Origin of the sequence: Acidovorax sp. Leaf78, from assembly GCF_001422735.1 — a bacterium.
Lineage (GTDB): Bacteria > Pseudomonadota > Gammaproteobacteria > Burkholderiales > Burkholderiaceae_C > Acidovorax.
On the sequence record NZ_LMLZ01000021.1, the window covers coordinates 331,511 to 357,280 of the forward strand.

A 25,770-nucleotide genomic window follows, 5' to 3' on the forward strand; every position below is an offset into this window, starting at 1 on the left:
CCGCGCTGCCCACCGAAAGCCAGCCTTCCATGACCTCCCCCCTGACCCCCGTGCCGATCTCGCCCGTCGAGGACATCGTGGCCGAGATGCGCGCCGGGCGCATCGTCATCCTGGTGGATGAAGAAGACCGTGAAAACGAAGGCGACCTCGTCCTGGCCGCCGACCACGTGACCCCCGAGGCCATCAACTTCATGGCCCGCTTCGGCCGCGGCCTGATCTGCCTGACCCTGAGCCGCGAGCGCTGCGAGCGCCTGCGCCTGCCGCCCATGGTGGCGAGCAACGGCACCAAGATGGGCACGGCCTTCACCGTGTCGATCGAAGCCGCCGAAGGCGTGACCACCGGCATCTCCGCCGCCGACCGGGCGCGCACCGTGCAGGCCGCCGTGGCGCCCAACGCCGTGGCCGCCGACCTGGTGCAGCCCGGCCACATCTTCCCGCTGCAGGCCGTCGAAGGGGGCGTGCTCATGCGCGCAGGCCACACCGAAGCCGGCTGCGACCTGGCGGTGATGGCCGGCTGCAGTCCCGCATCGGTGATCTGCGAGATCATGAAGGACGACGGCACCATGGCGCGCCTGCCGGACCTGCAGCTCTTTGCCGCCGAACACAGCCTCAAGATCGGCACCATCGCCGACCTCATCGAATACCGCAGCCGCAACGAATCGCTGGTCGAAAAGGTGGGCACGCGCGTGCTGCAGACCGCCTTCGGCGCCTTCACCGCCCACGCCTTCCGCGACAAGCCCAGCAAGGAGCTGCACCTGGCCCTGGTCAAGGGCCAGTGGGGCGCCGACGACGTGGTGCCCGTGCGCGTGCACGAGCCGCTGTCGGTGCTGGACGCGCTGGAGGTCAACCGCTCCATGCATTCGTGGAGCCTGGACACCAGCCTGCAGTACCTGTCCGAGCAGGGCAAGGGCGTGGCGGTGCTGCTCAACTGCGGCGAGACGGCCGACCAGCTGCTCGCCCAGTTCGAAGGCACGGCCCGCGCGGCGCAAGCCCCCGAGCGCGGCCGCATGGACCTGCGCACCTACGGCGTGGGTGCACAAATTCTGCGCGAGTGCGGCGTGCACCGCATGGCCCTCATGGGCCAGCCGCGCCGCATGCCCAGCATGGCAGGCTACGGCCTCGAGATCACCGGTTTCATCCCCAAAGAGTAAAAGTACAGGATCACTATGTTTGGCGCAGAAAAAGGAACGGCGGACAAGCTCGATGGCAAGAAACTGCACATCGGCATCGTGCAGGCCCGCTTCAATGAAGGCATCACCAACGCCCTGGCCGCCGCATGCCGCGCCGAGCTGCTGGCGCTGGGCGTGCAGGAAAAGAACATCAAGCACGTGCTGGTGCCCGGCGCCCTCGAAGTGCCCGTGGCCCTGCAGGCCATGGCCGAGGCCGACGAATACGACGCGCTGATCGCACTGGGCTGCATCATCCGCGGCGAGACCTACCACTTCGAGCTGGTGGCCAACGAGTCCGGCGCGGGCGTCACGCGCCTGACGCTCGACTACCAGATCCCGATCGCCAACGCCATCATCACCACCGAGAACATGGAACAAGCCATCGCCCGCCAGACCGACAAGGGCGTGGACGCGGCCCGCGTCGCGGTGGAGATGGCCAACCTGCTGGACGAACTGTCATGAGCGAAAGCAACACCCCCTCCAGCAGCCGCCCGCCCAAGCAGGTGCGCACCGGCCTCAAGACCACGGGCGCGCGCAAGGCGGCCTCCAAGTCCAACCGCAGCCGCGCCCGCGAATTTGCGCTGCAGGCGCTGTACCAGCACCTGGTGGGCGGCAACGACGCCCATGCCATCGACGCCTTCACGCGCGACCTGGCGGGTTTTCACAAGGCCGACTCGGTGCACTACGACGCGCTGCTGCACGGCTCGATCGCCAACGCCGCCGACATGGACGCACTGATCACCCCGCTGCTGGACCGCAAGATGGCCGAGATCTCGCCCATCGAGCACGCCGTGATGTGGATCGGGGTGTACGAGTTTCAGCACTGCCTGGACGTGCCGTGGCGCGTGGTGCTCAATGAATGCATCGAGCTGGCCAAGGAATTTGGCGGCACCGACGGCCACAAGTACGTGAACGCCGTGCTCAACGGCCTGGCTCCCAAGCTGCGCGCGGTCGAAGTGGCCGCCGACAAGGCTTCGGGCAAGGGCAGCATCGCCGCCGACGACGACACCGGCAACCACACCGACGACGAAACGCCCGCGGCCTGAGCGCCCGGCCTTCATCGCGCACCACTGCCGGCACCTGCGTTGCACGCTGTCGGCGGACGCCACCCTGGCGCTCTTTCTTTTGGCGGCGGAGCATCGCCGCTGCCCAGGACCGATGGGCACCACGGACCTTTTGCCATGAGGTTTCCATGAAGTTTTCCACGCGCGCCGAGCGCATCGAACCGTTCTATGTGATGGAAGTCGCCAAGGCCGCGCAGGCCCTGGCACGCGAGGTGGCGGGCACGCGCGAGCCGATGATCTTCTTGAACATCGGCGAACCGGACTTCACCGCACCACCGCTGGTGCAAGAGGCCGCCGCCCGCGCCGTGCACAGCGGCGCCACGCAGTACACGAATGCCCTGGGCCTGGACGCTCTGCGCGAACGCATCAGCGGCTGGTACCAGAGCCGCTTCGGCGTTCAAGTGCCCGCACGCCGCATCGTGGTGACGGCGGGTGCGTCGGCCGCGCTGCAGCTGGCGTGCCTGGCGCTCATCGAGTCGGGCGACGAGATCCTCATGCCCGACCCGAGCTACCCCTGCAACCGCCACTTCGTGAGCGCTGCAGAAGGCAAGGCCGTGCTGCTGTCCACCACGGCGGCCGAGCGCTACCAGCTGACCGCCGAGAAGGTGCGCGCCGCGTGGACCGAGAAAACCCGCGGCGTGCTGCTGGCCTCGCCGTCGAATCCCACGGGCACGTCGATTGCGCCCGGCGAGTTGCGCCGCATCCACGAGGTGGTGCGAGCGCACGATGGCATCACGCTCATCGACGAGATTTACCTGGGCCTGTCTTACGAAGAAGAGTTCGGCCACACGGCCCTGGCGATCGACGAGAACATCATCAGCATCAACAGCTTCAGCAAGTACTTCAACATGACCGGCTGGCGCCTGGGCTGGATGGTGGTGCCCGACGCGATGGTGCCGGTGGTCGAACGCCTGGCGCAAAACTTGTTCATCTGCGCGAGCACGGTGGCGCAGCATGCGGCGCTGGCGTGCTTCGAGGCCGAGAGCATTGCCGAGTACGAACGCCGCCGCGCCGAGTTCAAGGCCCGGCGCGACTTCTTCATCCCGGCACTGCAGTCACTGGGCCTGGCCGTGCCGGTGATGCCCGACGGCGCGTTCTACGCCTGGGCCGACTGCACCGAGGCCGCGCAGCGCCTGGGCGTTGCCTCTGGCAAGAACTGCAGTTGGGACTTCGCCTTCGAGGTCATGCGCCGCGCCCACATCGCGGTGACGCCGGGGCGCGACTTCGGCACGGCAGAGCCCGAGCGCTTCATCCGCTTCTCGACCGCCAACTCCATGGCGCAGCTCGAGGAGTCGGTGGAGCGGCTGCGCAAGCTTCTCGGCTGAACGATGACAGACAGCGAGCGGACCCACGATGGCGTTTGAATTTCCGATCCGCATCTATTGGGAAGACACCGATGCAGGCGGCATCGTGTTCTATGCCAACTACCTCAAGTTCTTCGAGCGCGCCCGCACCGAGTGGCTGCGCTCGCTGGGCGTGGGCCAGCAGCTTCTTCGGGAACAAACCGGCGGCATGTTTGTCGTAACCGATGCGCAGCTGCGCTACCACCGCCCCGCACGGCTGGACGATGAACTCATTGTTACCGCCGGCCTACAGGCCGCAGGCCGGGCATCGTTGACAATAGTGCAGCGCGCGCTCCTGAAACCAGAGCAGATGACCGACCCGAGCACCACCTTGCTGACCGAAGGCACCATCCGCATCGGATGGGTGGATGCTGCCACCCTGCGCCCTGCAAGAATACCGAGCACCCTTCTGGAACAACTCACACCATGAACTCCCAAAACATGTCCATCATCTCCCTGGTGCTCCACGCCAGCTGGGTGGTGCAACTCGTCATGCTGCTGCTGCTGGGCGTGTCGGTGGCCAGCTGGGCGGCCATCTTCCGCAAGCTGTTTTCCCTGAAGCGCGTGAAGACGCTCAACGACGACTTCGAGCGCGAGTTCTGGTCGGGCACCAGCCTCAACGACCTGTACGCCAGCGCGGCCCAGAACGCTAAGCAGGCCGGCCCCATGGAACGCATCTTTGCCAGCGGCATGCGCGAATACCAAAAGCTGCGCGAGCGCCGCATCGTGGACCCCGGCACCCTGCTCGACGGCGCACGCCGCGCCATGCGCGCGAGCTTCCAGCGCGAGATGGACGTGGTCGAATCGAGCCTCTCCTTCCTGGCATCGGTCGGCTCCGTGTCGCCGTATGTCGGCCTGTTCGGCACGGTGTGGGGCATCATGCATGCGTTCACCGGCTTTGCCGGCATGGAGCAGGTGACGCTGGCCACGGTGGCGCCCGGCATCGCCGAAGCCCTGGTGGCCACCGCCATCGGCCTGTTCGCCGCCATCCCCGCCGTGATCGCCTACAACCGCTTCGCCCGCGACATCGACCGCGTGGCCACGCACCAGGAAACCTTCATCGAAGAGTTCTCCAACATCCTGCAGCGCAACCTGGGCGCCCAGCCAGCGCCCACCACCGGCCACACGGCCTCGGGACACTGACACCATGCCCGCCATGGCATCCCGCGGCCGGGGCCGCCGCACCATCAACGAGATCAACATGGTGCCGTTCATCGACGTGATGCTGGTGCTGCTCATCATCTTCATGGTGACGGCGCCCATGCTCACTCCCGGTGTGGTCGACGTGCCCAGCGTCGGCAAGGGCAAGAACATGCCCAAGGTGGTGGCCCAGGTCATCGTGAACAAGGACGGATCGCTCCAGTTCAAGACCCCCGAGGCCACGCGCAGCCTGAGCCAGCGCGAAATCGGCGACGCCGCCAGCCGCTGGCAAAAGGCCCAGGGCGCCGACAGCGCCAGCGCGGTGGTCATCAGCGCCGACAAGGGCGTGCAGTACGAAAACGTGGTGAAAGCGATGGACGCGCTGCAGAAGGCCGGCGTGCAACGCGTGGGCCTGTCCGTCAAGCAGGGCGGTTGAACCGAACCCGCTCCAGACGCTCTCACCTACGCCCATGCAAGCCCACAACGACCGCGACCAGTTTGCCCCGCCGCGCCCACCCGCGCGGCTGCGCGCCATCACGCTGGCGGTGCTTGTGCATGCGGCGCTGATTGGCGCCCTCACCTGGGGCGTCAACTGGAAGAACACCGCAGACCAGCCGGCGGTGGAAGCCGAACTCTGGGCCGCCGTGCCCGTGCAGGCTGCGCCCCGCGCCGTGGAGCCCCCACCGCCGCCCCCTGCACCGCCTGAAGTCCGCCCGCCAGCCCCGCCGCCCCCCCCCGCCCCGCCGCCACCGCGGGCGGTAGAGCCGCCCGACACGCGCGAGGCCGACATCGCCATCGAACGCGAGAAGAAACGCCTGGAGCAGGAGAAGAAGGCCCGCGAACAGCAGCAGGAGCGCGACAAGCGCGAACGCGAGCGCAAGGAAGAAGAGCGTAAGGACCGCCTGGAGCAGGAGAAGAAGGACCGCCTGCAGAAAGAAAAAGAACGCGAGAAGGAAAAGGAACAGCGCGAGAAGCAACTGGCCGAGCAGAAAAAGGCCGAGCAGGACAAGCAAAAGAAGCTGGCCGAGGACAAGCGCAAGGCGGACGAAGCGGCCAAGCGAAAAGCCGAGGCGGAAGACAAGCAGTTGGCCAAACTGCGCGAAGACAACCTGCGCCGCATGCAAGGCATGGCGGGCGCTACCGGCGGTGAAACCGCCACCGGTACCGCACAGCGCAGCGCAGGCCCGTCGGGCAGCTACGGCGGCAAGGTCGCGGCCAAGGTCAAGCCCAACATCGTGTACCCCGATGCCATATCCGGCAACCCGCGTGCCGAGGTGGAAGTGCGCCTGTCGCCCGACGGCACTATCGTGGGCAAGCGGCTGGTGCAATCAAGCGGCAACAAGGCCTGGGACGACGCGGTGCTGCGCGCCCTGGACAAGACCGAGACACTGCCGCGCGATGTGGATGGACGGGTGCCCTCGTCCCTCACGATCGGTTTCCGGCCCCAGGACTGACGCCTGGAACTGAGAGCGAGGGTTCGATCAAGCCCCGCAGCTTGATCGAACCACCCCTTGTCATCGGCGTGCCACAGTGCCACACGCGCCAGCAGTAGCGACTGCGGCGGCGTCACAGACCGTCGATCCACGCAAACCCATTACGCCCCATACCAAGCAAAAAACCCGGTGGCTGCACAGGCAGCCACCGGGTTTTTGTTGTGCATCAGGTGGGCAGAGCGCAGGTCGTGCATCACCTGCCCACAGGTCGCTTACCGATCCCGCCGCTCCATCCGGCGGTTCAGGTTCAGCGCCCCCAGCGTGCAGGCCACGCCCGACAGAAGGTACACCGTCAAGGCCAGCAGCCCGAACTGCGACGACAGGTACAGGGCCACCAGGGGCGCGAACGCGGCGCCGATGATCCAGGCCAGGTCGGCCGACAGCGCAGCGCCGGTGTAGCGGTACTGCGGCGAAAAGTTGGCCGTGACCGTGCCCGAAGCCTGGCCGTACGACAGGCCCAGCAGCACAAAGCCCAGCAGCAGGAACATGGTGCTGCCCACTTCGCCCGAATTGAGCAGCACGGGCGCCATGAAGCTGAACACACCGATCAGCACCGCCATGCCGCCCAGCAGCTTGCGGCGGCCCAGGTGGTCCGACAGCCAGCCCGACACCATGATGGCGCCAGCGGCCAAGAAGGCGCCGACGATCTGCACGCCCAGGATCTGCGTCACGGGCTGGTCCGAGTACAGCGTGATCCACGACAGCGGGAACACGGTGACCAGGTGGAACAGCGCAAAACTGGCCAGTGCCGCAAACGCTCCCAGCAGCACGTTGCTGCCCTCGTCGCGCATCACGCGGCTCACGGGCACAGGTTGCAATTCACGCTCCTGCAGCAGCTCGGCGTAAGACTGGCCCACCACCAGGCGCAGACGGGCGAACAATGCCACGACGTTGATGGCAAAGGCCACGAAGAACGGGTAGCGCCAGCCCCAGGCCAGGAACTCCTGCACAGACAGGTTGCTGTACAGGTAAGTGAACAGGCCGGCCGCCAGCACGAAACCCAGTGGAGCGCCCAGCTGGCCGATCATGGCGTACCAGCCGCGGCGGTCCTTGGGGGCCGACATCGCCAGCAGCGAGGGCAGTCCGTCCCACGAGCCGCCCAGCGCCAGGCCCTGGCCGATGCGAAGGATCAGCAAAGCGACGATGGCCACCACGCCGGCATCCTTGTAACCAGGCAAGAAGGCCATGCCGACGGTGCACACGCCCAGCAGGAAGAGGGCGATGGTCAGCTTGGTGCCACGCCCCCAGCGACGCTGGATGGCCATCGAGATGGCGGTGCCCACCGGGCGAACCACAAAGGCCACCGCCAGCAGCGCAAACGCCATCAGCGTGCCGTCCAGGCGCGACAGGAAGGGGAACAGAAACGACGGGAAGACGAGAACGCAGGCGATCCCGAAAACGAAGAAGTCGAAATACTCGGACGACCGTCCGATGATCACGCCCACAGCGATTTCGCTGGGGGTGACGTCCTCATGCGTATCAGCCCGCGAGAGAGAGGCGGCGCTTTCTTCAAAGCCGGCCGCAGGGTAAGTGGCAGAGGCGGGGCTGCTCATGAACAGGATTCCTTCGTTGTTTGGATAAGACACCCTTGTTCTACACGCAAGTTCAGTTGTCGACAAGTGCGGTTTCACTATGACCGGTGCAGGACAAAACCGTAACCATGTACTTTTGCACCAGGTTGGGGCAAATTTTTTTGACCTTGGACAAAATGTCCAATGTACAAAAAAGCTAGAGCTATTACATTCAGCGGCACTCCGTCATCCGCGTTTACCCTCAAATAAGCGCCCCGATTGCGATCTTCACATGCCAAAAATATCTCTATCCCGCGTGCCTGCCTGGCTCGCCGCCATGGCTGCCCTGGGCACCCTGGCCGGCTGCAGCAAGGCGGTCGTCCTCAACCCGGCGGGTGACGTCGCTGCACAGCAAGGCCATATGGTCATCCAGGCGACGCTGCTGATGCTGATCATCATCGTGCCGGTGATCGCGCTGACCCTGTGGTTTGCCTGGAAGTACCGGCACAACAACGCGACCAATACCGAAGACGACTACGACCCCGACTGGCACCACTCCACCACGCTGGAGCTGGTGATCTGGACGGTGCCGCTGATGATCATCATCGCGCTGGGCGCACTGACCTGGATCGGCACGCACAAGCTCGACCCCTACCGCCCGCTGGACCGCATCTCGTCCTCCAAGCCGCTCGATGCGCAATCGACTCCACTCGAGGTGCAGGTGGTGGCCATGGACTGGAAGTGGCTGTTCTTCTACCCGGAGCTCGGCATTGCCACGGTGAACGAACTGGCAGCGCCGGTCGACCGCCCCATCCTCTTCAAGCTCACGGCCACATCCACGATGAACGCGTTCTACGTGCCTGATCTGGCCGGCATGATCTACGCGATGCCCGGCATGCAGACCGAACTCAACGCCGTGATCAACAAGCCCGGCGTGTTCCCAGGGCTGGCCACGCACTACAGCGGTCAGGGCTTTTCGGGCATGACGTTCAAGTTCCACGGCCTGAGCCAGGGCGACTTCGAGCAGTGGGTGGCCAAGACCCGCACCGAAGGCAAGCCGCTCACGCGCCAGACCTACATGGACCTGGCCAAGCCCAGCGAGCGCGATCCCGTGCAGCGCTTCGCCAGCGTGGAAGAAGGCCTGTACGACAAGGTGCTCAACCGCTGCGTCGAAGACGGCAAGATGTGCATGCACCACATGATGGCCATCGACGAGAACGGTGGCGATGCCTACGTGCGCGCCATGGGCCTGAACCTGCCCCAGGACGTGTGCACGTCGCAGAACGCCGCCCAGGTGGTTGCCAGCCTGGAAGCCCGCCACGCACCCCGCGTGACCAACGCCGCCCAATGACCCGCCCTTGACCTGACGTGCCGGCAGCCGTCCGCGGCGATGCTGGCGCCCTCCAAAGAGACTCTTTATGTCCTCCGTCACTGTTACTGACACCCACTGGGCCCTGGGCCGAATCACCTGGGACTCGGTCCCCATGGCGCACGAGCCCATCGTGCTGTGGACCTTCATCGCCACCGTGCTCGGTGGCCTCGTCGTGCTGGCCGGCGTCACCAAGTTCAGGCTCTGGGGCCCGCTCTGGCGCGACTGGATCTGCAGCATCGACCACAAGCGCATCGGCATCATGTACATGATCCTCGGCCTCGTCATGCTGCTGCGCGGCTTTGCCGACGCGGTGATGATGCGCCTGCAGCAGGCCATGGCCTTCGGCGACAACCTGGGCTACCTGCCGCCGCACCACTACGACCAGATCTTCACCGCGCACGGCGTGATCATGATCTTCTTCGTGGCGATGCCGCTGGTCACGGGCCTGATGAACTACCTCGTGCCGCTGCAGATCGGTGCGCGCGACGTGTCGTTCCCGTTCCTCAACAACTTCAGCTTCTGGATGACCACCGCTGGCGCCGTGCTGGTGATGGTGTCGCTGTTCCTGGGCGAGTTCTCCACCGCAGGCTGGCTGGCGCTGTCCAACCTGGGGGCGCAGAACCCGGGGGTGGGGCTTGACTACTACATCTGGGCGCTGCAGATCGCGGGGGTGGGCACGACGCTCTCGGGCATCAACCTGATCGTCACCATCATCAAGATGCGCGCCCCGGGCATGAACCTGATGCGCATGCCCGTCTTCACCTGGACGGCCTTGTGCACCAACGCGCTCATCGTGGCGTCGTTCCCCGTGCTGACGGCAGCCCTGGTGCTGATGTCGCTCGACCGCTATGCGGGCACCAACTTCTTCACGAACGACCTGGGCGGCAATGCCATGCTGTACGTGAACCTGATCTGGATCTGGGGCCACCCCGAGGTCTACATCCTGATCCTGCCCTGCTTCGGCATCTTCTCCGAAGTGGTCGCCACGTTCTGCAAAAAGCGCCTGTTCGGCTACACCTCCATGGTGTACGCCACGGTCGTGATCACCATCCTGTCGTACCTGGTGTGGCTGCACCACTTCTTCACCATGGGCTCGGGCGCGAGCGTGAACACCTTCTTCGGCATCACGACCATGATCATCTCGATCCCGACGGGCGCGAAGATCTTCAACTGGCTGTTCACCATGTACAAGGGCCGCATCCGCTTCGAGCTGCCCATGATGTGGACCGTGGCCTTCATGGTGACGTTCGCCATCGGCGGCATGACCGGCGTGCTGCTGGCCGTGCCACCGGCCGACTTCGTGCTGCACAACAGCCTGTTCCTGATCGCCCACTTCCACAATGTGATCATTGGCGGCGTGCTGTTCGGCCTGTTCGCCGGCATCAACTACTGGTATCCCAAGGCGTTTGGCTACAAGCTCGACCGCACCTGGGGCGTGCGCTCCTTCTGGCTGTGGGTGGTGGGCTTCTGGGTGGCCTTCGGCCCGCTGTACGTGCTGGGCCTGATGGGCGTCACGCGCCGTGCCAACCACTTCGAAGACGCCTCGCTGCAGCCCTACTTCGTGGTGGCCGCCATCGGCGCCGCGATGATCGCTGCCGGCATCGGCTGCTTCCTGATGCAGATCGTGGTGAGCTACCTCAAGCGCGACGAACTGCGCGACGTGACCGGCGACCCGTGGGATGCCCGCACGCTCGAGTGGGCCACGTCGTCGCCACCGCCCGACTACAACTTCGCCTTCACGCCTGTGGTGCATGAAATCGATGCGTGGTGGGACATGAAGAAGCACGGCTACCAGCGTCCTTTGAGCGGCTACGCGCCCATCCACATGCCAGCCAACACCAGCTCGGGTGCGGTGATATCGGCACTGTCGCTGGTGCTGGGCTTTGCGCTGATCTGGCACATGTGGCTGCTGGCCGGTGCGTCGTTTGCCGCCGTGATCCTGGTCGCCATCATCCACACGTTCAACTACAAGCGCGACTTCTACATCCCCGCCTCTCAAGTGACGGAGACGGAAAACCTTCGCACCCAACAACTGCGCGCCAGCCATGTCTGATATCCGTACCACCCCCGGCGCAGCAGGCGCCGCGACCGCAGCGCTCCCGCTGCGCCAGTACCACCCCGCGCACGAGCCGCACCCCGAAAACGGCACGGCCCTGGGCTTCTGGCTCTACCTGATGAGCGACTGTCTCATCTTCGCCGCTCTGTTCGCCACCTACGGCGTGCTGGGCCGCAGCTATGCGGCGGGCCCCACGGGCGCGCAGCTGTTCGACCTGACGCTGGTGGCCATCAACACGGCCTTCCTGCTGCTGTCGTCCATCACCTTCGGCTTTGCCATGCTGCGCAAGCAGGTGGGTGACGTGAAGGGCACGCTGCTGTGGCTGGCCGTGACCGGCTTCTTCGGCCTGTGCTTTCTGGGCCTGGAGCTGTATGAGTTCTACCACCTGATCCACCAGGGCGCCACGCCCCAGCGCAGCGCCTTCCTGTCCGCCTTCTTCACGCTGGTGGGCACCCACGGCCTGCACGTGACCTTCGGCCTGATCTGGCTGGTGGTGCTGATGATCCAGATCGGCAAGCATGGCCTGATCCACGAGAACAAGCGCCGCCTGATGTGCCTGTCGATGTTCTGGCACTTCCTGGACGTGGTCTGGATCGGCGTCTTCACCTTTGTGTACCTGATGGGAGTGCTGTAAATGAGCGCACAACACACACACGCACCAGCACCTGCACACCATGCGCACGGTGATCATGGCCACGGCCATGACGACCACCATGGCGATGTGGGCCCCCACAGCAGCCTGCGCGAATACGCGATCGGCTTCGTGCTGTCGGTCATCCTCACCGCCATTCCGTTCTGGCTGGTGATGGCCAAGGTGATCGCCGACCGCAACACCGCCGTGCTGGTGCTGGGCGCCTTCGCGGTGGTGCAGATCCTGGTGCACATGGTGTACTTCCTGCACATGAACGGCAAGGTCGAAGGCGGCTGGACGCTGCTGTCCACCATCTTCACTGTGGTGTTCGTCGCCATCGCGATCAGCGGCACCTTGTGGGTCATGTTCCACATGAACAGCAACATGATGCCCGACCACCCCACGCCCACGCCGCCCAAGCACGAGGCGACCGGGCACAACACGCCTTGACCACTGCGCCGTCCTTCGTGGCACGCCCCGCCGCGCACCGCGCGCTGCGCCGGGCCGTGCTGCTGGTGGTCGGCATCGCGCTGTTCCTGGGCTTTGTGGCCCTGGGGACGTGGCAGGTACAGCGGCGGGTATGGAAGCTCGATCTCATCGAGCGCGTGGACCAGCGCGTCCACGCGGCCCCGGTCCCCCTGCCCTCGGCAAGCGAATGGCCCGGCATCGACGCTGCGCGCCATGAGTACCTTCCGGTCACCGTCCGCGGACACTGGCTGCCGGGCAAGACCGTGCTCACCCAGGCCGTGACGGCCCTGGGGTCGGGCTTCTGGGTCGTCAGCGCCTTGCAGCAGGACGACGGCACGGCGGTGCTGGTCAACCGCGGCTTCATACCGCAAGAGCAGCGCGCCGCGTGGCCTCCGTCCGACCCCGCGACGTCGACCACAACCCCTTCTGCACCGCCCTCCCCCGTCACCGTGCAGGGCCTGATCCGCATGACGGAACCCAAGGGCGGCTTCCTGCGCAGCAACGACCCTGCGCAGCAACGTTGGTTCTCCCGCGATGTGGCGGCCATCGCGCAGGCACTGCAGCTGGGCCACGCGGCACCCTTTTTCATCGACGCCGGCCTGCCCACCGCCGGCACACGAGCGCTGACCGCCGAGGCCGTCGAGGTGGCAGGCGCCGCTGCAACCGCCAGCACCCCATGGCCCCGCGCAGGCATGACCACCATCCGCTTTCCGAACAGCCACCTGGTCTACGCCATCACCTGGTACGGCCTGGCCATGATGGTCGTGGGCGCGGCCTGGCTGGTGGTGCGCTACGAGCGCCGTGCAGGCCTGAACGGCGGCGGCGCTGCCAACGCAGGCCTGGGCGGCACAGGCCGGTAGACTCCGCCCACCATGCCCCTGCAACGCATCGCCAAAAGCGGTGAACTTCTGCGCAGCAGCCCGCGCGCTGCCGATGCCGCCGCCGGCATCAAGAACCTGCAGCAGCTCATTCAGCTGCGCTGGATGGCTGTCATCGGCCAGATCTTCACCATCGAGGTGGCGCACCACAGCCTGCGGCTGAGCATTCCGCTGGTGCCGATGCTGCTGGTGGTGGCCTGCCTGGCCGTGTTCAACGTGGTCAGCCTGCTGCGGCTGCGCATGGGCGTGCAGGTGCGCAATGTGGAGGTGTTCCTCGCGCTGCTGGTGGACGTGGCCGTGCTCACCACCCAGCTGTACCTGAGCGGCGGCACCAGCAACCCTTTCGTCTTCTTGTACCTGCTGCAGATCGCCCTGGGCGCCATCCTGCTGCGCGGCGCCTACATCTGGACCATGGTGGCCATCACGGCCGTGTGCTTTGGAGCGCTGGCCACCTACCACCTGCCGCTGGAGCTGCCGCAGGACCTGCACCAGGGCCTGTCCAGCCTGTACGTCATCGGGCTGCTGGTGTGCTTCGTGCTCAACGCCATCCTGGTCGTGGTGTTCATCACCCGCATCAACCTGAACCTGCGCGAGCGCGACGCCCGCCTGGCCGCCGCGCGCCGCCGCCGGGTGGAAGAAGAACACATCGTGCGCATGGGCCTGCTGGCCTCGGGCGCAGCCCACGAGCTGGGCACGCCCCTGTCCACGCTCGCCGTGATCCTGGGCGACTGGCAGCACGATGCAGAGCTGATGGCCGACCCGGTACTGCGCGAAGACATCGACGAGATGCGCACCCAAGTGCAGCGCTGCAAGGGCATCGTGAGCGGCATCCTGCTGTCCGCTGGCGAGGCTCGCGGCGAGCATTCGGAGCAGACCACCGTGTGCAAGTTCGTGGACGCGCTGGCCGAGGAATGGCGCACCACGCGCTCCATCCCGGCGTTCTCGTACCACAACGACTTCGGCGACGACACGCCCATGGTGTCGGACACCACGTTGAAGCAGATGGTTTTCAATGTGCTGGACAATGCACGGGACGCCTCGCCCCAGTGGGTGGAACTGCTCATCACCCGCGACGACGCAGCGGAAGCGCCAGCGCTGTGCATCACCGTCAACGACGCAGGCCCCGGCTTTGCGCCCGGCATGCTGGACCACCTGGGCGAGCCCTACCAGTCCACCAAGCAGCGGCCGGGCAGCGGACTCGGCCTGTACCTGGTGATGAACGTGGCGCGCACCCTGGGCGGCAGCGTGTCGGCCCGCAACCGGGCGGCGGCGGGCGGCGCGCAAGTGAGCATCCGCCTGCCCCTGGCGGCCATCGTGCTGCCCAAGGCGCACCGGCCCGCGGGCTGAGCGGTGCGGCGCCCCGCAGCGTCGAGGCCCCAGGGCGACAATGCCTGCCAAGCGGCTGCAGCCAGCCGAGCGCAATGCAGCGACGGAGACAGCCCAGACAGACAAAGAGAGAAATAGAGAGAGAGGACGAACCACCCGGACCCGCCATGCAACCCAGCAAAAGCAGCAACTCCATCAGCACCGACAACACCGTCAACCTCGCTACCGGCAACGGCGCAGCCGCGTCCCAACCCGCGGCTGACTCCGGCGCGGACGCGGGCACCAAGGCGCCAGTCACCGAAAAGCCCCTGCTGCTGATCGTGGAAGACGACGAGGCCTTTGCGCGCACGCTGGCCCGCTCCTTCGAGCGGCGTGGTTACCGCGTCCTGCAGGCCGCCAGCCTGCCCGAGGTCGAGGCCGTGCTGACCCAGCACACGCCGGGCTACGCCGTGGTGGACCTGAAACTCAAGGGCGATGCCTCGGGCCTGGCCTGCGTACAGAAGCTGCATGCCGCCAGCGAAGGCATGCTCATCGTCGTGCTGACCGGCTTTGCCAGCATCGCCACCGCCGTGGAAGCCGTGAAGCTGGGCGCCTGCCACTATCTGGCCAAGCCATCGAACACCGACGACATCGAGGCCGCCTTCGGCTTGAAGGCAGGCGACACCGAGGTGGACGTGACCAACCGGTCCAGCTCGCTCAAGACGCTGGAGTGGGAACGCATTCACGAGGTGCTGGCGGAGACGGGGTTCAATATCTCGGAAACGGCACGGAGGCTGGGGATGCACCGCAGGACGTTGGCGCGGAAGCTTGAGAAACAGCAAGTGAGCTGAGCAAGACGCCTACAAGTTCCCCGGTCCGGACCAGTCTGTCGCGGCGCCGGAGCAGTGATCGAAGGCGACTTCGTGGTCATCGCCCGTCCTTCCAAGTGGGTTGAGAACAGGCGGCACGGACCCTACCGCGCAGGCACCCCACCCTGCCACTGCCCCCAGTTCCGCACGATGTGGTCCACCACCCGCGTGCCCACCAGCGCCACGTTCTCCACCGTCTCGGCAAAGCCCCCTGCCGTCTCACCCGGCGCCGGGTCCAGGTGCTGCAGCGTGGTCTCATTCGGGTTGCCCTGGTCAAAATTGACCGCGCCGCGCAGGCTCATCAGGCGGTCGGTGCCGTGGGTGCGCTTGACCACCAGAGAGATGGCGGCAGCTTCCATTTCGGTGATGACATAGTCATCGGCGCCGTAAAGCTTCGCGATGTATTGGGCCTGGCGGGACATGCCGGGGCCGTGGAAGAACGTGTCGCCAGTCATGTGGGTGCCACTGGTCACTGCGGGGCTGCGGCGGGCCGCTGTGTCGGGGTAGCGCAGGCGGTAGGTGCGGGCGCTGTCCGAGTCCTTGAGGGGCATGTCCACCGTGAGGTTCATGGCCCAGTCCACCAGCAGTGGGTTCATTTGAATGCGGCGGTATTCCTCGTAGCCCTTGCGCGGCATGAAGGTGGGGGCGCCGGGGGTGTTCTCTTCAGGCGCCCAGCGGTGGCCCAGGTCGTAGTCCACCAGCCAGGTGCCCCAGCTCACATCGGCGATGGTGCCGCGCTGCGGCGGCGTGCCGGCCACGCCGGAGATCACGTAGTACGACTGCGCGAAGTCGAACTTCGGGTTCAGCAGGATGGCCTGCATGGACGATGACGAGTTGACCTTGCCCATGCCCAGCACGGCACCGCAGACACCATCGGTGTTGCAGTACACGGGGCGCAGGGCGCCGGGCACGGTGATGGGGGTGGCGTCTTTCCAGTACCGCTCGTACCAGTGCTGGAACTCGCCCGCGCGGTCGCCGGTGTTCTTGCCGATCTCGAACATGGCGGCGACGAAGACTTTGACGCGGATGGGCGCGTCCTCCGCATGGGCGCCGGTGGTTGCTGACGGGGGCGCGCTTGCGCAGCCTGCCAGGGTGGTGGCGGCCAGCACCGGCAGCAGCCAGCGCGTGGGTTGGAAAGAGAGGCAGGAGGAGAGCGAGAAAAGGGAGAAGGAGCGCATCGAAGACACCTTGGCAAGAAGAGAGAGCGTTGCCGCGCCGGGTTTGGCGTGCACATGCATGGCAACCAGCAGGCAGGCCACCGGCAGCGCAAGAAATGCGCCATTGTGCGCCGCGATGCGATGGCGTTGCAGTACTGCTGCCGTGCTGGTGACGTGTCGGATCAGCGGGGCCGGTAGCGCTGGAGCAGGGCTGCAATCGCCTTGCCGTCTTCGTCCTGGCGGCGTTCTGCACGCATGCGGGCGGTGTTGCCCATCCAACCCGTGATGTCGGGGTCGGCACCATGGGCGAGCAGCAGCTCCACCATCTCGGGGTAGTCGCGCCGCACGGCCAAGCAAAGCGGCGTCTCGCCAATCATGGGCTCGTCGTGCGCGTTGACGACTGCGCCCTGCTGGATCAGCCACTCTGCCGCGCGGTAGTGGTCGCCCTCCACCGCGTAGTGCAGCGGGGTGCGGCCCAGGTCGTCGAAGGTGCTCAGCGCATGGCTGTCCGCGGCCAGCAGGCGGCGCATCTCGTCGCAGTTGCCTTCGGCGGCGGCGCGGTGCAGGCGCTCGCGCTCAAACCAGGCGTCGTCGTCTTGGTCGTGGTCGTTGTGGTTCAGGTGGCCCATGGTCAAGCGTACCGGGTGAACTGGAGGTGGTGGCAATCGATTGAGGGCAAGCCCTAATGCACATGAATTAATTCAAGTGCATTATCCACCCCATGAACTCTGCCCTTGTCTCGCCCGTTACCGACCTGCCAGCCCCCTCCCCGACCGACCCGCAGGCCACTCGCACACGCCTGATCGAAGAGGCCGTGCAGCTTATGGCGCGCGAGGGAATGAATGCGGTGTCGCTGCGGCGCATCGTGATCGCGGCGGGGGCGCAGAACCCTTCGGCGCTGCACTACCACTTTGGTGGGCGTGATGAGTTGGTGGCGGCCATTGCCAGCTATCTGCAGCAGTGGCTGGAGCCCCGGGCCTGTGCGCGGCTGCAGGCCCTGGAGGGCCAGGCGCAGCCCTACACCGTGCGCGATGTGGTGGAGGCCGCCTTCGGCCCTGTGATCGCCATGCTGAGCGCGCCCGCGCTGGGGCGCGATGCGGTCAACTTCATCGGGCGGCTGGGGTGGGACTATGGCGAAAAGGGGCAGGAGATCTCGGCCGCCCTGCACCGCCGCACGCTGGAGCTGACGCTGGCGCGGCTGCAGGCGCTGATGCCCGCCGTGGGGCGCGAGACGATCCAGTTCCGCCTGCTGCTGACCATGAACGCGGTGTACTACGGCATCTCGTACCGCAGCTACATGCGGCGCTCGCCCTTTGGTGCCATGGACCTGTCGATGCCCGGCAACGAGGCGCGCGAGCAAGAAGAATTCCTCGACTACCTGGTGGCGGGGTTGAGCGGCTAACAAAGCCTCCCTGGCGCCGTTGTTCTGCCCTGCCGTACTGGCAGCACTGTCTGCAACACAAGCGCCGGGCCAAAGAGGCTTTGTTAACCGCTTTGAACCCCCTGTGATGAACCTGCGCGTGTGCGTTGCCTGGGCAACGCACCTGCAGCGTCAGCCTGCGCCCATTTTTTCCATGCCAGTTTCAACCACCACCACGGAGACAACAACGATGACAACCAACCAATCCAACACCACTACCACTGCCCTGCCCGGCATGCCCGGGCGCCGCACCCTGCTGGGCTTGGCCGTGGCCACCGCCCTCACCGCCTGCGGCGGTGGCGGGCAGGCGCTGGTGGATGGCGGCGCCACCACCACCGGTGATTTCACCATCAGCACGCACGAGCTGGCCAGCCGCGCCAAAGCGGCGCGCACACCGGGCACGGCAGGCGTCACCGTGGCGGCGGGCAGCAAGCTGGCCACGCAGTTCGGCGCTGCAGGGCCGGACCTGAACCGGGTGCGCTACACACGCTACGGGCTGGCGGCCAACGTGGGCAAGCCGGTGGATGCGGTGCTGGTGGCCACGCCGGGCACGCTGGCCGCGTCGCACAGCTACCTGATCCTGGCCGAGAACCTGGTGCGCCGCATGTGGGCCGACCACCAGGCGGTGGTGGAGGTGTGGGGCGTGGACCGCCGCTCCGTGGCGCTGCAGGACATGGAGGGCCTGCAGATCGCCGAGCGCGAACGCGATGCGGCGCTGGGCCTGAATTTTCTGTACGGCGGCGAGCTGGGGCTGCCGCTGCCGGCCCAGCTCTCGCGGCGCGCGGTGTTCCACGAAAGCCGCGAGATCCCCTTCCTCGCGGACTGGACGCCGCAGGTGCATTCGCTGGACCTGGACGCGGTGGTGACGCAGGCGCACACGGTGGCGCGCAATGGCAATGTCTTCTTGGGCGGGCATTCGGCGGGCACGGGCTTTGTGGCGCGCTATGCGGCCACGGACTTCAACCTCTCGGGCACGGGGCCGGCGCAGCCGGGCTACGCCAAGCTCCGGGGGCTGGTGCTGTTCGAGGGGCCGGGCGGTGCGCTGGCAACGAGCGCGCCCACGGCGGCGCAGCTCGATGCGGTGGTGCGCGCGGCCGATGGGGGGCTGTATGCGGCCGTGGCCTCGGGGGCGGAGCCTGGCTTTGTCTCGCGCCCGGGCCTCACGCCGCGCGTGAGCGCATCGACCGAGATCGCGGGCATGCAGATGGCCTTCGAGGGCACGATCAACGGCACGCAAGCACTGCTACAGGCGGACCAGGGGGGCGTGGCGGGCAACAACGTCTACAGCCGCGTGGCGGACTTCACCAAGCGCGATTTTCCCGTGACGGCGGGCGCGGCGATTGGCACCTTCATGGACGACGACAACCTGCAGCGCACGGTGTTCTATTCTGTGTCGATGGGCGCCCTGGGCCCGGCGCGGGCCGACGGCCTGCGCACCTGGCTGGACAACACCGACCCGCTGCCGCCATCGGCATTCCGAGACTTCGGCCCGCAGCCGGCCACGCTGGTGGCCAACCCGCCCGCCTGGGGCAAGGAGGTGGAGCCCACCAACCTCCAGCGCCTGTCGCGCGCGCTGTACCTGGGCAACACCACCTACAGCGACTGGTACTACCCCAGCTCGGGCCTGCTGCTCGCCAATGCCGAGGGCAGCGGCGGCGCCAACCTGGGGCTGGACACCAGCGCCCTGTCGCTGCCCGTGGCCCTAGGCGGGCGTGGCCGCGCCGACATCGTGAACCAGACGCAGGCCAAGAAGATCGACATCCCCGTCATCGCTTTTGGCGGCACCAATGGCCTCACACCCGTGGCCGGCATCTGGCGCGGCTTTGCCGAGGCGATTGCGCCCTGCGCCGCAGCCAGTTGCAAGGCCGGCATGGCGCGCACGCCCGCCGGCCAGCCCACGCTGGTCGCCAACCGCCAGTACGGCGGGGTGGAGGGCGGCTTCGAGGTGCACATGAGCGAGGGCTATTCGCACGTGGACATCGTGATGGCCGACGACGATGCGACGAACAACGTGATCCGGCCGCTGGCGGCCTTCATGAAGCGCAACGCGAGCGCCGGGGGTGCCAAGTGATGCGCAGCAGTTGCCTTGCCACCGCAGCGCTGCTGGCCCTGGGCAGCCTGGGCGCCACGGCCCATGCGGCGGAGCCCAAGCCGCTGGACTGCCTGGGCCCGGTGCAGCACGAATCGCCCGCACCCGGCTCGGCCGAATGGCAGCAGCGCGATGCCGACAACATGGCCTGCGCACGCCAGCGCATCGACGACTTTGCGCAGCAACCCGCAGCCCTGTTCACCCCGGGCAAGACGCCCGCGCTCGACGCCTACCGCAACCCGGCCAGCCATGCCGACAAGCGCTTTCGGTACACCGAGGCGAGCACGCCATCCGCATCGGGCAAGCCGATTGCGGTGGAGATCTACCGCCCCTGCGCCGCAGGCACCTGCACCGGCATGCCGGCAGGGCTCAAGACCTTCGAGCCGCCCTACCCTGCGGTGGTGATCGTGCACGGGGGCTACAGCTCCAAGCGGTTGCACCGCTCGGCCGCGCAGGTGCTGGCCGAGGCGGGCTACATGACCATCGCACTGGAGACCACGGCCCCCATGGGCACACACGGGCCCGATGCGCAAAGCGTGGTGGACTGGGTGTTTGCCACGCCCAAGGCGCCGCTGGCGGGAGATGGCACACCATTCTTCCCGCACTGGGACCAGCTGGATGTGCGCATGGTGGGCATTGCCGGCCACTCGCAAGGCGGCAGCACCGCGAGCCTGATCGGCCAGGCAGACAAGCGCATCGGCGCCATCGTGGCCTGGGACAACCTTACCGCGCTAAAGACCGGCTGGGTCGACAAGATCGGCATGGACCCACCGGCCGACCTGGCCCTGCGCACGCCGGCGCTGGGCATTGGGGCGGACTATTACTTCAAGGTGGTGCCCACCACCGAAGCGCCCGAGCCCGCCAAGGTCAACACCCAGGGCGGCCGGGGGCGTGGTGGCGAGCCCCACCCCAAGGACCCGGGCTACCAGGAACTCAAAAGCGCTGGGATGGACACCATGCTGGTGGTGCTGCGCGCGGGCACGCACCTGGACTTCTCGCTCTTCGGCGGGCCGGCCAGCCGCTATGGCGAGAGTGTCATCAACTACTACACCCTGGCCTGGTTCGACCGCTACCTGAAGGGCGCGCACGACCCGGCGCTGGCGGCCGATGCGTTCCGGCGGCTCACAGCCCCAACCTTCGACGACTCGGCCGACCGGCACAACATCAGCCAGGGGATGTACGACCAGGCGGTTGCAGGGGATTCGGTCCTAAAGGGCAACCGGCCCTACCTGGTGGGCGGCACGCCGGTGCGCGACCGGCTGTCGTTCTACTACCAGTCGCGCTGCGCGATCACCCAGCCGGGCCGCAGCGTACGGGTGGCGTCGGAGGACATGCGGGCGGCGGGCTGCCGGTGACCTGTGCGGCGGGCCCGCACCGCGGCAGGGGCTTGCGGCGCAGGGCCCGGCCGCCAGTCAAGGACAATGGCACCCCGCCCCGCCCACCGACTCCATGCCCGCTCCACGCTCTCCCGCCTCTACCCCCGCGCCATCTCCCGCACGCAGCTGGGCCCACACCCGGATCACGGCCACCGCGGAGCAGCGGCGGGTGCTGGACTCCCAGGCCACGGCGTCGATCATCAGCGCGCTGGCGGGCACAGGCAAGACGACCACCCTGTGCATGAAGGCCTGCAACCTGCTGGCGGCACTGGGGGACCAGAAGACACCGGCACGCATCCTGGTGCTGGCGTACTCGCGCGCGGGCGTCACGGCCATCCGCGACCGCATGCTGCAACTACACGGCGCCGTGCCGCGCAGCATGGAGATCCTGACCATGGAGCAGTTGTGCGAACAGCTCCTGCGCGAGCAGGGCGACCCGGTGGACACGCTGGACGACCCGGTGCGCCGGCGCTTTCTGATCCTGCAGGCCCAGCAGGCGCTGCGGCAAGAGCTGGAACGCAGCGCGGACAGCGATGGTATGGACGGGGACTTGCTGTCGCACGGCGTGGATGTCGACGCCTTTCTGGCGTTCGAGGCGCTGGCCAAGAAGAAGCTGCTGGACAGGGACGTGCAGGACTCGGGCTTGTCCCTGCGCGCATTTTGCGAAGACCGGGACATCGACTACGGCCTGTACCGGCTGTACGGCCAGTACGAGCGCATGCGCGTGGGCATGAACCATGAGCCCAGTTTCTACGCCGAGGGCGACTGCACGTTTGAGCTGTGTCGCCAGTTGGGCGAGCTGGACTGGGACCAGCCCTTCGAAGGGCTACAGGGGCGCTACAGCGCCGTGCTGTTCGACGAGCTGCACGATCTGGACGAAGGCGCGCTCACCGTGCTGCGCGCGCTGGTGCGGGGCGACAACGGTTTCTTCGTGGGCGCCGGGGACTTCAACCAGCACATCCACGAAGGCTCGTTCTCGGTGTTCGGCGGTGGCATGCAGCACATCCTGGCCTGCCTGCCCGCGGGCACCGAAGTGTTCAACATCCACACCACGCGCCGCTTCGGCGCCGACATCTGCGCGGCGCTCAACCCCTTGTTCGGCGTGGAGTTCGCGCCGGTGGCGGGCAGCTCCGACGCCTTCCTGCACCTGGCCTATGACAGCGACGAACATTGCGCCCAGCAACTGGTGGAGCTGCACGCGCAGATCGTGAACGGCTGGGGGGCGCTGCAGGAGCAGAAAGCGCAGCGGGTGCACACTGGCCGGCCAGGCCCGCAGAACGCGCAGCACAGCTCGCTGAACGTGGTGCTCCGCAACCCGCAGGACAGCATCCTGCTGGAATGGGTGTTCGGCCACGAAGGCGTGCACTACGGCACCCAGGGCCTGAGCCCGTTCTACCTGCGGCGCGAGGTGGCGCTGGCGCTGGCGCTGATGTGGGCGCTGCACGGCAGCGAGGGCGACCATCCCCATGCCGATGCAGGGGAGCGCCATCTCACCCCCGGCATCGTGGGCGCCGCCATCGAGGGGCTGCTGCACTACGGCCGCCGCGCACCCCGCACCGATGCGGTGGACACCGACCTGCTGGCGCAGGGCCAGTTCGACACCACGGTCTGGGCAGGCCTGCCCGGTGCCGACGAAGGCCAGAAGCTGGCCGCCACGCTGCACAGCAGCAGCGCCCGCATGCGGCGCTTCATTGCGCATGGAGCGTTGGCCCCCACGGCGCCGGAGCTGACCGATGCCTGCGCGCGCATCATGGCGCTGGAGCCCACGGACAAGGCGGCTGTGCTGGCCGATGCGGGCGCGTTCTGCCAACACCCGCTGGTGCAGCGCATCTTTGCCGATGCGCCCATCCAGGACCGCGAGCGGCGCGCCTGCCTGGCCAGCCTGGAAAGCCTGGGCCGGCTGGCGCGGCAGATCCCGGTGGCGGAGTTTCTGGGCCGCCTCACGCTGATCGCCACCGCCAGCATCGCCATGCACGAGCAGGGCGAACCCGTGAGCCTGCGCCTGCTGACCGTGGATGCCTGCAAGGGCCGCGAGTTCACCTTCGTGGCCGTGCCCTTTGTGGAGCGCGGCCGCTTCCCGGGCCCGGCGCCCCAGCAAGAGGCCTACCGCGAGCGCAACATGCTGTACGTGGCCACCACCCGGGCCCGCGCCGCGCTGTGGGTGCTGGAGAGCGCGGCCAAACCGGTGTTGCCGGGCCCGGTCTGAGACGCGTTGGCAGCCAGACCGGGAGCCTCTCCAGGTTCCGCAACGACGCCAGTCCTGAGCCCTTCCAGCGGCTGGCAAAACTCAGCGCAGCGGTCCTGTCCAGGCGTTGGGTCGCAGACAGTACTGCAAGGACGGCAAGACCCGACAACGGCGCCAGGAGAGCCTTGGCAGCCGCCGTCACCGAGATGCAAAGCCGTGCCAGGCCACCACATCCGCCACCATGTACACCCCCAGGGCCAGCAGCCCCACCATCAGGCAGCGCCTGAACCACACGGCCGACATGCGCTGGCGGATGCGCGTGCCCAGGGCCATGCCCAGCAGCGCGGGCACCAGCATCCATGTGGACAACACCAGGGTCGAGACCGGGTAGCTCGCATTGAGCGCCAGCCCACCCGCAAGCGCCATGGTGGACACAGTAAAGCACAGGCCCATCGCCTGCACCAGCGCATCCCGGTGCAATCCCATCGCCTGCAGGTAGGGCACGGCGGGCACCACGAACACGCCGGTGGCGGCCGTGACCCCGCCCGTGGCCAGGCCCACCAGGGGCGACAGCCAGGCCTCCGCCCGGGGCGGTACATGCAGGCGCGCCCCCAGCAGTCCCCACACCGCGTAGGCGATGAGCGCCACGCCCAGCAAGGCGCGCGACCAGGCCCCGGCTGGCGCCCCCAGCAGCCAGGCGCCCAGCCACGTGCCCGCGCAGATGCCCCACTGCATCCCACCCAGGCGGCGCAGCAGCGGCCACAGCGTGGCCCAGGGGCGCAGCTGCCAGAGGTTGGTGACCAGCGACGGCACGATGAGCAGCGCCGCCGCCTCGGCCGGTACCACCAGCAGCGCCAGCAAGGCCATCGACACGGTGGGCAGCCCCAGGCCCACCACGCCCTTGATGCAGCCCGCGAGCACGAACACGGCGGCCATCGCCACCAGCCACGTTCCGCCGTGGGCGCCCAGGCCGAGGCCCGTCATGGGTGCAGCTCCGCCGGCATGCGCCGGGCCTTGCGCGCCGCACGCCGGTATCCGGCAGGTTTCGTCTGATGCATCGCCAGTACTCCGCGGCCCGCACCATGCGGCGGGCCATGGGCGCATTGTTCGCAACACCGGCGCGCCTGGAAATGCGGAAGCCGCGCAGCCAGCCTCAGGCACAGCCGAAGCCTGCTGCAGCGGGCTGTGGTAGTTTTGCGCCCATGCGCTTTGACCTGACCGACCTGCGGCTCTTCGTGCACGTGCACGAGGCGGGCACCATCACCGGCGGCGCCGAGCGCAGCCACATGGCGCTGGCATCGGCCAGCGAGCGCATTCGCGGCATGGAAGACGCGCTGGGCGTGCCGCTGCTGGTGCGCGCCCAGCGGGGCGTGCAGCCCACGCCGGCGGGCCACACGCTGCTGCACCACGCACGGCTGGTGCTGCGCCAGATGGAGCACCTGCGCGGCGACCTGGGCGACTACGGCAACGGCCTGGCGGGCCACGTGCGCCTGCGGTGCAACTCGTCGGCCCTGAGCGAATTTCTGCCGGCGGCGATGGCGGGCTTTCTGCAGCAGCACCCGCGCATCTCCATCGATGTGCAGGAAGCCCCGAGCGAAGACGTGGCAGATGCCGTGCGCTCCAGCCTGTGCGACATGGGCGTGGCGTCGGATGCGGCGGACCTGCAAGGGCTTGCCACCTGGGCGCTGCGGCCGGACCCGCTGGTGCTGGTCGTACCGCGCCACCATGCCCTGGCCAGCGCGCCGCGGCTGGCGCTGGCCGACGCGGCGCACCTGGACTTCATCGGCCTGGCCGAAGGCAGCGCACTGCAAAGCCATGTGGCGCGGCACGCCCAGCGCATGGGCCAGCGGCTGCGCTTTCGGGTGCGGCTGCGGCACTTCGAGGCCGTCTGCCAACTGGTGGGGCTGGGCGCCGGAGTGGGCATCGTGCCCCTGGCCGCCGCCCAACGGCACCGCCGTGCGCACGGCATCAAGGCTCTGCGGCTGACCGACGGGTGGGCCCATCGCAGCCTGGTGCTGTGCACCCGCAGCCCCGGCGAGCTGCCGCAGCATGCGCTGCAACTGCTGCAGCACCTGGTGGCGGGCGCGACGCCCACTGCACGCGAATGACCAGTGGGCGCTGCTGCAGCCCGAATATCGAATAAAAAAAGGCGCTACCGCGCTCTAGACAAGCGCCAACAGCTATTAAAAATATAGCAAACCACTGAAAGGCCAACGAATGGCCCGCGGTGCAGTTACCAGCCGG

24 protein-coding genes are annotated in these 25,770 nt (G+C 67.4%); 20 read left to right on the forward strand and 4 right to left on the reverse strand.

Annotated elements, in window-relative coordinates:
- The first annotated feature begins 29 nt into the window (after positions 1–29).
- From ribBA to tolA, 8 genes are all read left to right on the forward strand, one after another.
- A complete protein-coding gene (ribBA, locus tag ASF16_RS17560; protein WP_056170133.1) occupies positions 30–1,151 on the forward strand; it encodes a bifunctional 3,4-dihydroxy-2-butanone-4-phosphate synthase/GTP cyclohydrolase II in 1,122 nt (373 codons plus the stop codon).
- Positions 1,152–1,166: 15 nt separating this feature from the next.
- The gene (gene ribH, locus ASF16_RS17565; protein WP_056170136.1) at positions 1,167–1,631 is read left to right on the forward strand and encodes a 6,7-dimethyl-8-ribityllumazine synthase; all 465 of its coding nucleotides are present in this window, start codon (positions 1,167–1,169) and stop codon (positions 1,629–1,631) included.
- A complete protein-coding gene (nusB, locus tag ASF16_RS17570) occupies positions 1,628–2,215 on the forward strand; it encodes a transcription antitermination factor NusB (protein ID WP_056170139.1) in 588 nt (195 codons plus the stop codon). Before ribH ends, nusB begins: the two co-directional genes overlap by 4 nt.
- 146 nt (positions 2,216–2,361) lie before the next feature.
- The gene (locus ASF16_RS17575) at positions 2,362–3,558 is read left to right on the forward strand and encodes a pyridoxal phosphate-dependent aminotransferase (protein ID WP_056170142.1); all 1,197 of its coding nucleotides are present in this window, start codon (positions 2,362–2,364) and stop codon (positions 3,556–3,558) included.
- 28 nt (positions 3,559–3,586) lie between these two features.
- Positions 3,587–4,006 (forward strand): tol-pal system-associated acyl-CoA thioesterase, encoded by a 420-nt coding sequence (gene ybgC / locus ASF16_RS17580; RefSeq protein WP_056170144.1) that lies wholly within the window; start codon positions 3,587–3,589, stop codon positions 4,004–4,006.
- Positions 4,003–4,719, forward strand: a complete 717-nt coding sequence (gene tolQ, locus ASF16_RS17585; protein WP_056170148.1) for a protein TolQ — start codon at positions 4,003–4,005, stop codon at positions 4,717–4,719. Before ybgC ends, tolQ begins: the two co-directional genes overlap by 4 nt.
- A 4-nt stretch (positions 4,720–4,723) precedes the next feature.
- Positions 4,724–5,152, forward strand: a complete 429-nt coding sequence (locus ASF16_RS17590) for an ExbD/TolR family protein (protein ID WP_056170151.1) — start codon at positions 4,724–4,726, stop codon at positions 5,150–5,152.
- Positions 5,153–5,186: 34 nt separating this feature from the next.
- Entirely contained in the window at positions 5,187–6,170 is a 984-nt protein-coding gene (gene tolA / locus ASF16_RS17595; RefSeq protein ID WP_056170154.1) for a cell envelope integrity protein TolA, read from the forward strand.
- Between the two features lie 251 nt (positions 6,171–6,421).
- On the opposite strand, the gene ASF16_RS17600 is transcribed toward tolA, so the two are convergent.
- Complete coding sequence (locus ASF16_RS17600) at positions 6,422–7,762, reverse strand: MFS transporter (RefSeq protein WP_056170158.1); 1,341 nt, start codon at positions 7,760–7,762, stop codon at positions 6,422–6,424.
- Between the two features lie 250 nt (positions 7,763–8,012).
- Here ASF16_RS17600 and cyoA point away from each other — a divergent pair, with 250 nt between their 5' ends.
- The 7 genes from cyoA (at position 8,013) to ASF16_RS17635 (ending at position 15,281) form a co-directional block, all read left to right on the forward strand.
- Complete coding sequence (gene cyoA, locus ASF16_RS17605) at positions 8,013–9,071, forward strand: ubiquinol oxidase subunit II (protein ID WP_056170160.1); 1,059 nt, start codon at positions 8,013–8,015, stop codon at positions 9,069–9,071.
- Between the two features lie 67 nt (positions 9,072–9,138).
- Complete coding sequence (gene cyoB, locus ASF16_RS17610; RefSeq protein ID WP_056170164.1) at positions 9,139–11,145, forward strand: cytochrome o ubiquinol oxidase subunit I; 2,007 nt, start codon at positions 9,139–9,141, stop codon at positions 11,143–11,145.
- Positions 11,138–11,782, forward strand: a complete 645-nt coding sequence (gene cyoC, locus ASF16_RS17615) for a cytochrome o ubiquinol oxidase subunit III (protein ID WP_056170167.1) — start codon at positions 11,138–11,140, stop codon at positions 11,780–11,782. The genes cyoB and cyoC overlap by 8 nt, the downstream gene beginning before the upstream one ends.
- Positions 11,783–12,229 (forward strand): cytochrome o ubiquinol oxidase subunit IV, encoded by a 447-nt coding sequence (cyoD, locus tag ASF16_RS17620; protein WP_056170170.1) that lies wholly within the window; start codon positions 11,783–11,785, stop codon positions 12,227–12,229.
- Positions 12,226–13,107 carry an SURF1 family protein gene (locus tag ASF16_RS17625; protein WP_304439423.1) on the forward strand — a complete coding sequence of 294 codons (882 nt, stop codon included), beginning with the start codon at positions 12,226–12,228 and terminating at the stop codon, positions 13,105–13,107. Before cyoD ends, ASF16_RS17625 begins: the two co-directional genes overlap by 4 nt.
- Before the next feature lie 12 nt (positions 13,108–13,119).
- Entirely contained in the window at positions 13,120–14,472 is a 1,353-nt protein-coding gene (locus tag ASF16_RS17630) for an ATP-binding protein (RefSeq protein ID WP_056170174.1), read from the forward strand.
- A gap of 146 nt (positions 14,473–14,618) precedes the next feature.
- Positions 14,619–15,281, forward strand: a complete 663-nt coding sequence (locus tag ASF16_RS17635) for a response regulator transcription factor (RefSeq protein ID WP_235507422.1) — start codon at positions 14,619–14,621, stop codon at positions 15,279–15,281.
- Positions 15,282–15,403: 122 nt separating this feature from the next.
- On the opposite strand, the gene ASF16_RS17640 is transcribed toward ASF16_RS17635, so the two are convergent.
- Together ASF16_RS17640 and ASF16_RS17645 are read right to left on the reverse strand one after the other, a co-directional pair.
- A complete protein-coding gene (locus ASF16_RS17640; protein WP_056170733.1) occupies positions 15,404–16,477 on the reverse strand; it encodes a purine nucleoside permease in 1,074 nt (357 codons plus the stop codon).
- 161 nt (positions 16,478–16,638) lie between these two features.
- Positions 16,639–17,085, reverse strand: coding sequence for an ankyrin repeat domain-containing protein (locus ASF16_RS17645; RefSeq protein ID WP_056170177.1), 447 nt, complete (start codon positions 17,083–17,085; stop codon positions 16,639–16,641).
- Positions 17,086–17,177: 92 nt separating this feature from the next.
- Between ASF16_RS17645 and ASF16_RS17650 the strand changes: the two genes are divergently transcribed.
- The 4 genes from ASF16_RS17650 to ASF16_RS17665 all read left to right on the forward strand — a co-directional run bounded on the left by ASF16_RS17650 (position 17,178) and on the right by ASF16_RS17665 (position 23,547).
- Positions 17,178–17,858, forward strand: coding sequence for a TetR family transcriptional regulator (locus ASF16_RS17650; RefSeq protein WP_056170180.1), 681 nt, complete (start codon positions 17,178–17,180; stop codon positions 17,856–17,858).
- A gap of 208 nt (positions 17,859–18,066) precedes the next feature.
- Positions 18,067–19,947, forward strand: coding sequence for a hypothetical protein (locus tag ASF16_RS17655; RefSeq protein ID WP_056170181.1), 1,881 nt, complete (start codon positions 18,067–18,069; stop codon positions 19,945–19,947).
- On the forward strand, positions 19,947–21,320 hold the full coding sequence (locus tag ASF16_RS17660; protein ID WP_056170184.1) for an alpha/beta hydrolase: 1,374 nt from the start codon (positions 19,947–19,949) through the stop codon (positions 21,318–21,320). Before ASF16_RS17655 ends, ASF16_RS17660 begins: the two co-directional genes overlap by 1 nt.
- Positions 21,321–21,414: 94 nt before the next feature.
- Positions 21,415–23,547 carry a UvrD-helicase domain-containing protein gene (locus ASF16_RS17665; RefSeq protein WP_082517009.1) on the forward strand — a complete coding sequence of 711 codons (2,133 nt, stop codon included), beginning with the start codon at positions 21,415–21,417 and terminating at the stop codon, positions 23,545–23,547.
- A gap of 177 nt (positions 23,548–23,724) precedes the next feature.
- On the opposite strand, the gene ASF16_RS17670 is transcribed toward ASF16_RS17665, so the two are convergent.
- Positions 23,725–24,510: a sulfite exporter TauE/SafE family protein gene (locus ASF16_RS17670; protein ID WP_056170188.1), complete on the reverse strand. Its 786-nt coding sequence runs from the start codon at positions 24,508–24,510 to the stop codon at positions 23,725–23,727.
- Positions 24,511–24,728: 218 nt separating this feature from the next.
- On the opposite strand from ASF16_RS17670, the gene ASF16_RS17675 reads away from it, so the two are divergent.
- Positions 24,729–25,634 (forward strand): LysR family transcriptional regulator, encoded by a 906-nt coding sequence (locus tag ASF16_RS17675; RefSeq protein WP_056170191.1) that lies wholly within the window; start codon positions 24,729–24,731, stop codon positions 25,632–25,634.
- Positions 25,635–25,770: the final 136 nt, after the last annotated feature.

What these genes read in the sequence shown, in the direction of transcription:
- ribBA (WP_056170133.1), top strand. Translation starts at nt 30, where the DNA reads ATGACCTCCCCCCTGACCCCCGTGCCGATCTCGCCCGTCGAGGACATC.
- ribH (WP_056170136.1), top strand. Translation starts at nt 1,167, where the DNA reads ATGTTTGGCGCAGAAAAAGGAACGGCGGACAAGCTCGATGGCAAGAAA.
- nusB (WP_056170139.1), top strand. Translation starts at nt 1,628, where the DNA reads ATGAGCGAAAGCAACACCCCCTCCAGCAGCCGCCCGCCCAAGCAGGTG.
- ASF16_RS17575 (WP_056170142.1), top strand. Translation starts at nt 2,362, where the DNA reads ATGAAGTTTTCCACGCGCGCCGAGCGCATCGAACCGTTCTATGTGATG.
- ybgC (WP_056170144.1), top strand. Translation starts at nt 3,587, where the DNA reads ATGGCGTTTGAATTTCCGATCCGCATCTATTGGGAAGACACCGATGCA.
- tolQ (WP_056170148.1), top strand. Translation starts at nt 4,003, where the DNA reads ATGAACTCCCAAAACATGTCCATCATCTCCCTGGTGCTCCACGCCAGC.
- ASF16_RS17590 (WP_056170151.1), top strand. Translation starts at nt 4,724, where the DNA reads ATGCCCGCCATGGCATCCCGCGGCCGGGGCCGCCGCACCATCAACGAG.
- tolA (WP_056170154.1), top strand. Translation starts at nt 5,187, where the DNA reads ATGCAAGCCCACAACGACCGCGACCAGTTTGCCCCGCCGCGCCCACCC.
- ASF16_RS17600 (WP_056170158.1), bottom strand. Translation starts at nt 7,762, where the DNA reads ATGAGCAGCCCCGCCTCTGCCACTTACCCTGCGGCCGGCTTTGAAGAA.
- cyoA (WP_056170160.1), top strand. Translation starts at nt 8,013, where the DNA reads ATGCCAAAAATATCTCTATCCCGCGTGCCTGCCTGGCTCGCCGCCATG.
- cyoB (WP_056170164.1), top strand. Translation starts at nt 9,139, where the DNA reads ATGTCCTCCGTCACTGTTACTGACACCCACTGGGCCCTGGGCCGAATC.
- cyoC (WP_056170167.1), top strand. Translation starts at nt 11,138, where the DNA reads ATGTCTGATATCCGTACCACCCCCGGCGCAGCAGGCGCCGCGACCGCA.
- cyoD (WP_056170170.1), top strand. Translation starts at nt 11,783, where the DNA reads ATGAGCGCACAACACACACACGCACCAGCACCTGCACACCATGCGCAC.
- ASF16_RS17630 (WP_056170174.1), top strand. Translation starts at nt 13,120, where the DNA reads ATGCCCCTGCAACGCATCGCCAAAAGCGGTGAACTTCTGCGCAGCAGC.
- ASF16_RS17635 (WP_235507422.1), top strand. Translation starts at nt 14,619, where the DNA reads ATGCAACCCAGCAAAAGCAGCAACTCCATCAGCACCGACAACACCGTC.
- ASF16_RS17640 (WP_056170733.1), bottom strand. Translation starts at nt 16,477, where the DNA reads ATGCGCTCCTTCTCCCTTTTCTCGCTCTCCTCCTGCCTCTCTTTCCAA.
- ASF16_RS17645 (WP_056170177.1), bottom strand. Translation starts at nt 17,085, where the DNA reads ATGGGCCACCTGAACCACAACGACCACGACCAAGACGACGACGCCTGG.
- ASF16_RS17650 (WP_056170180.1), top strand. Translation starts at nt 17,178, where the DNA reads ATGAACTCTGCCCTTGTCTCGCCCGTTACCGACCTGCCAGCCCCCTCC.
- ASF16_RS17655 (WP_056170181.1), top strand. Translation starts at nt 18,067, where the DNA reads ATGACAACCAACCAATCCAACACCACTACCACTGCCCTGCCCGGCATG.
- ASF16_RS17660 (WP_056170184.1), top strand. Translation starts at nt 19,947, where the DNA reads ATGCGCAGCAGTTGCCTTGCCACCGCAGCGCTGCTGGCCCTGGGCAGC.
- ASF16_RS17665 (WP_082517009.1), top strand. Translation starts at nt 21,415, where the DNA reads ATGCCCGCTCCACGCTCTCCCGCCTCTACCCCCGCGCCATCTCCCGCA.
- ASF16_RS17670 (WP_056170188.1), bottom strand. Translation starts at nt 24,510, where the DNA reads ATGACGGGCCTCGGCCTGGGCGCCCACGGCGGAACGTGGCTGGTGGCG.
- ASF16_RS17675 (WP_056170191.1), top strand. Translation starts at nt 24,729, where the DNA reads ATGCGCTTTGACCTGACCGACCTGCGGCTCTTCGTGCACGTGCACGAG.